5 protein-coding genes are annotated in these 4,542 nt (G+C 42.8%); 1 reads left to right on the top strand and 4 read right to left on the bottom strand.

The annotated features are described in order from the left end of the window. Window positions 1–522: 522 nt before the first annotated feature. The 3 genes from LUQ50_RS09205 to LUQ50_RS09195 all read right to left on the bottom strand — a co-directional run bounded on the left by LUQ50_RS09205 (window position 523) and on the right by LUQ50_RS09195 (window position 2,732). Window positions 523–1,269: a SagB/ThcOx family dehydrogenase gene (locus LUQ50_RS09205; RefSeq protein WP_300039429.1), complete on the bottom strand. Its 747-nt coding sequence runs from the start codon at window positions 1,267–1,269 to the stop codon at window positions 523–525. Window positions 1,270–1,452: 183 nt separating this feature from the next. Further along, entirely contained in the window at window positions 1,453–1,956 is a 504-nt protein-coding gene (locus tag LUQ50_RS09200) for a hypothetical protein (protein ID WP_300039427.1), read from the bottom strand. 206 nt (window positions 1,957–2,162) lie between these two features. Continuing rightward, on the bottom strand, window positions 2,163–2,732 hold the full coding sequence (locus LUQ50_RS09195) for a TIR domain-containing protein (protein WP_300039425.1): 570 nt from the start codon (window positions 2,730–2,732) through the stop codon (window positions 2,163–2,165). Window positions 2,733–3,105: 373 nt separating this feature from the next. Here LUQ50_RS09195 and LUQ50_RS09190 point away from each other — a divergent pair, with 373 nt between their 5' ends. Beyond that, window positions 3,106–3,789 (top strand): class I SAM-dependent methyltransferase, encoded by a 684-nt coding sequence (locus LUQ50_RS09190; RefSeq protein WP_300039423.1) that lies wholly within the window; start codon window positions 3,106–3,108, stop codon window positions 3,787–3,789. 186 nt (window positions 3,790–3,975) lie between these two features. Here the strand turns inward: LUQ50_RS09190 and LUQ50_RS09185 are convergent, their stop codons facing one another. After that, on the bottom strand, window positions 3,976–4,407 hold the full coding sequence (locus LUQ50_RS09185) for a universal stress protein (protein WP_300039421.1): 432 nt from the start codon (window positions 4,405–4,407) through the stop codon (window positions 3,976–3,978). Window positions 4,408–4,542: the final 135 nt, after the last annotated feature.

The raw sequence follows: 4,542 nt of genomic DNA, 5'->3' as shown, positions 1-4,542 counted from the left end.
CGATCTCACGTGAGGTGAGATCATACCCCTTAAACATGACAACCAGAACCCGTGCCTCATTATTTTTTAACCCCACATCGGTCAAAATTCTCGAAATTTCCAGATCATTCTCTGAAAATTGCAAACTGACATTCTGATCCATCCATACCCCCTGATATATCCATAATTATTATGGATTTATTATTATATCGGATAACCAATCTACAACCAGATATAAAAGTATCGGAATTATCCGGAGTTCATCTTCAGATCCTGATAGGGAGGATCCATTTCAGTAACGATCAGCCAGCATATCCCGGTTTCAACAGAACTATGCATGATACCGAGTGTAGCTCGTTGATATTTCTTCCAAATGGCAAGACACGAAAAAGACTGACATAACCGGATCTGATCTCAAACTGTTACCGTTTTCTACCCAAAGCGCGGGTATCACATGCGAATTGTGATTCAACATTTCGTATGCAGTATCCAAAAAATCTGCACAGTAGAACCGGAAAAACGAAATAAAAAATTACTGGGGATTTATACCGCGGTTCCAAAGGCTATTGCATAGATAACCGGGTGATCAGAATCAAGACGTAGTGCTTTCCCTACATCTTCGGAATTAAATCCTGAGAAGGGAACCCCTGCAAGCTTGAGAGCATTCAGTTCCAACAGGAAATTTTGTGCGATATGGCCACCTTCCAGGTACATACTCTGGTTTGCCATATCGGTTCCAAATTTCTGATACGGGGTGTAATTCCCACTCAATACCACACAGGCGGGTGCAGATTTCACACTCTTCTGTGCCAGTATATCAATAACTCCCTGTTTTCCTGTTTCATCCATCTCTTTGATCAGCTGATGCTCTGAAGCATGGTATGCATATACCCCGGGAAGTATATCGACACCTCTGGATAGTATTACATGCAGGGTTATTGGATAAATCATCTGTCCCGATGGAGCAGTACGCTTCCCTTTCTGGCTATCGGTGATACCCTGGGCAGCCCAGAGAAGGTTTGAGAGTTCCTGCTTTGTTATCGGAGTATCCTGATAATCTCTTACAGAACGGCGATCAGCTAAAGTTGCATCAAGGGTTACAGAGACCGAATGATCAGGAGAAGGGAGAATTATGACTGATCCATCAGACGCAGAACCCGTAGATGATACAAGGATTGTACTCTGGTTTGAGGTGGATAGATCCTCTGCAGACACTCCGCACGACATTACCAATAATGTTAAGGATCCGATGAGAATTGTCAGTTCAAGAATGCTTAGGTTTTTTTGCATTATCACAGATCACCATCAATTGATTGATTCAGGTACTGATAGCAGTACCTCATCTAGTATATCAAACCGAAAAGGTGCATATTCATTTGCATATGGTTCCGGAGTTTACTGAATGTATGAGATCTCAATAAAATCCAGAGATACCCAGTAACCTATCAGAAAAGAAAAAAAAGAAGAAATATCTTACTGCTTTACTGCTGAAGAGTTGACAGACTCTGTTGTATTGGTGATAACAGTCTCTTTTGCTTCTACCGGAGTAGCATTGACAGCCTTGGTTGGAGTTGCAGTTACTTTTGCTTCAACTGGGGTGGCATTAACTGCCTTAGTTGGAACTGCAGTTATTTTTGCTTCAACCGGAGTGACATTGACTGCCGTGGTCGGAGCTGCAGTTACCTTGGGTGCAGCCGGAGTGACATTGACACCAGCAGTTGAAATTGCTGCAAAGGATACATTAGCAGCGACCGGAGTGATTGCTACATCTGCCTTTGGAATTGCTGCAAAGGATACATTAGCAGCGGCTGGAGTGATTGCTACTGAGACCGCGGGAATTGTTTCAAATGAGGGGGTCATTTTCGTGACATCACTGACTGACGAGCCCGTGGCATTTGCAGCAGTTTCTGCAAGTGCGAACGGGATGACAAACAGGCAAAGAGACATCACAAGTACTACCCTTAGTAAACGTTCCATATTCTTTACTGGTGATGTAAAGTATTAATGATAGCGGTTTGACCCATAATTAAGAGAAATCTGCTGTTTTTCCAGACGAGGAAAGTCTTCAGGTTCAAATTATGTACCTACCCATTGAGATTTCATTTTTGAAATTCAGATCAGCTCTGCAAATGTATACTCATAGCATCCCGATTGTGAGCCGGCAATTGATCACTAACTTGCGATTATGAGATCCATTGCGGAAAGTTCAGTGCCCCTTTGTCGACAACCCAGTTGTATGTTTTCGCAATCTTGGTAAGGGTTATAATCTTATTGCGGTGCTGTTCGGGAACTTCTTTTATTTTATAAGGAGGCATATCCGAAAACGGTACCCATATCTCATCCCGATATTCATGAGGGATTATTTCAGTACCATCTGCACTATACATAAAACCAAGATAACTAAAGGGATTCGGACCTAGTGATTTTCCTCGTCCGTCCCGTCCTTCAATGCCATTAATATGAATTCCCAGTAATTTGTTTCCCTTCCTCATACTCCTGAATATTTCATACTTCACCCACCGTTGGTCGTAGGTATTGGTACCAATCAGGACCACAGAAGCAGATGAATCCTGTATCTGGGCATCGATCATCTTTTTTATCCCATCATCCCCCGCCTTTGCTGCAGATTCCCAAATAAAAGGGGAGAAGTACCCTCCATGATTATCATGGGTAAGTTTGTGCGATCGCACTACATTGATCCTGAGATCACTCATGTCATGAGTCCCAATACAGAAAAATACTTTTTTAGGCATGTATTATGCACCGCATTCTATCAACTAGATAGAATCTTATGATTAATAACATCTTCTTTTTGTTAGATAATTAAAATTCATGATCTTAAGCATGATAAACCAGGAAACTCATTTTTAAAGACATGTATCTGAAAAATGATCTACTTTATACCAAATCGGGATAGTATGAAAAAGCCCGAATTTCCAGCAGTCATAGTATAGGAGGAAGGTGAACCTGAGTAGTACCTGAACACATACTCCAACCAATTCAGATATGATTGCCCGATATCGAGCCACCGTATAATCGCAGGTAAAAAACCAAAGAGGATTTTTATCCGGACTTAATACATATAACAGGATTTGAACAGTCACAACCTTGGGAGTCAAAAAGAGAATGGAACATGTACGGAAAGCATTTGATGCGTTTGCACAGGAATATGACAGACAACGGGAGTATGTGATCCCTGATATGCAGCAGTTCTATTACACCGCAGTCTGGGCTGCCGATTCTCCCCGCCTTCCGCCAAAGATCCTTGATATAGGCGCCGGAACAGGCCTCCTGAGTGCATTCCTGTTGCAAAAATATCCAGATGGCGCCATTACACTGATGGATTTTTCTGAACAGATGCTGAATGTTGCCAGGCAGAGATTTACTGATAGAAATAATATCACTTATGTGGTTAGCGATTATACCGGACCTCTCCCAGACGGACCGTATGATATTGTCTGTTCGGCTCTTTCCATCCACCATCTTGGTCCTGATCAGAAACGTCAGTTATTCTCGAAAATATTTCACTCATTGACACCAGGAGGAATGTTTGTTAATGCAGATCAGGCCGATGGCGAGACTCGGTACTTTCGTGAACGATATCTGACATATTGGAATGAATTTCTCAGGGCAGGGCGTTTGGGCGAACAGGAGCGTGAGAAGATCCTGACCCGAAGAGACCAGTTGGATAAGAATAAAAAACTCTCGCTCCAACTTGCATGGCTTTCTGATGCCGGTTTTTCAGATGTTGATATCGTATATAAGAACAGGACATTTATCGTAACCGTAGCGGTGAAAAGAACCGGGTAACAGGCCATAAGCGGTGAACAACCCACCTTGACTGATATTCAGTATCACTCAGGTTCATGAGAGCCAGAATAAGGTTCTGATAATAATTGTCAGGAGAAAGACATGATCAGGGAGATAAAAACCGATGATCGGTTATCAGATTCTCCTAATGAATCCACAGTCACCGGGGAAAGTCATAAAGCATGATCATTTCACGACAAGAACCTTACATGATGTTGATCGGAGAACCTGTTCTGCAACGCTGCCAAGGAGCAATCGTTCAAAACCTCGTTTTGCATGTGTCCCGATAACGATTAGATCAACCCCATTTTCTTCGGCATATCTGACAATCTCAACATCGGGTTTTCCCTCAAGAACTGCTGTTTCTACGGTGATTCCCTGGGCAGCGGTGCTGACTATCGCTAATGCATCTTCTGCCTGCTTCTGCATTACCGGCCTTGGATCAGCCATTATCGCATCAGTAGGAGAGGCATCAAACCTGCGGGTATCCATCACATGAACTGCGAATATTATCGATCCACACATTCGGGCGATTCGAAGGCCTTCTTCGATTGCGGTTTTATTCCGGTCGGATCCATCTGTTGCGATCAATATCTTTGCATAGAGTTGGCTGGTCATGAATCGTACCTTACGTGTTTCTGTATGGCAGTTCTTATCCTCTCTCTATTTACCAATTATGAATTAACACGGCTAATCTCAATCATCAGAGGTATCGGTATAAGAGTAAACCCTGTCTCTGCCTGAACAGAGTAT

The sequence above is a fragment of the Methanospirillum sp. genome (assembly GCF_028679455.1).
Classification (GTDB): domain Archaea; phylum Halobacteriota; class Methanomicrobia; order Methanomicrobiales; family Methanospirillaceae; genus Methanospirillum.
Note: the sequence above shows the minus strand (reverse complement) of the source record. Positions and strands in the feature narration are given on the sequence as shown.

Bases quoted from the DNA above. Each gene is read 5' to 3' on its own strand.
- LUQ50_RS09205 (WP_300039429.1), bottom strand. From the start codon at position 1,269: ATGCAAAAAAACCTAAGCATTCTTGAACTGACAATTCTCATCGGATCC.
- LUQ50_RS09200 (WP_300039427.1), bottom strand. From the start codon at position 1,956: ATGGAACGTTTACTAAGGGTAGTACTTGTGATGTCTCTTTGCCTGTTT.
- LUQ50_RS09195 (WP_300039425.1), bottom strand. From the start codon at position 2,732: ATGCCTAAAAAAGTATTTTTCTGTATTGGGACTCATGACATGAGTGAT.
- LUQ50_RS09190 (WP_300039423.1), top strand. From the start codon at position 3,106: ATGGAACATGTACGGAAAGCATTTGATGCGTTTGCACAGGAATATGAC.
- LUQ50_RS09185 (WP_300039421.1), bottom strand. From the start codon at position 4,407: ATGACCAGCCAACTCTATGCAAAGATATTGATCGCAACAGATGGATCC.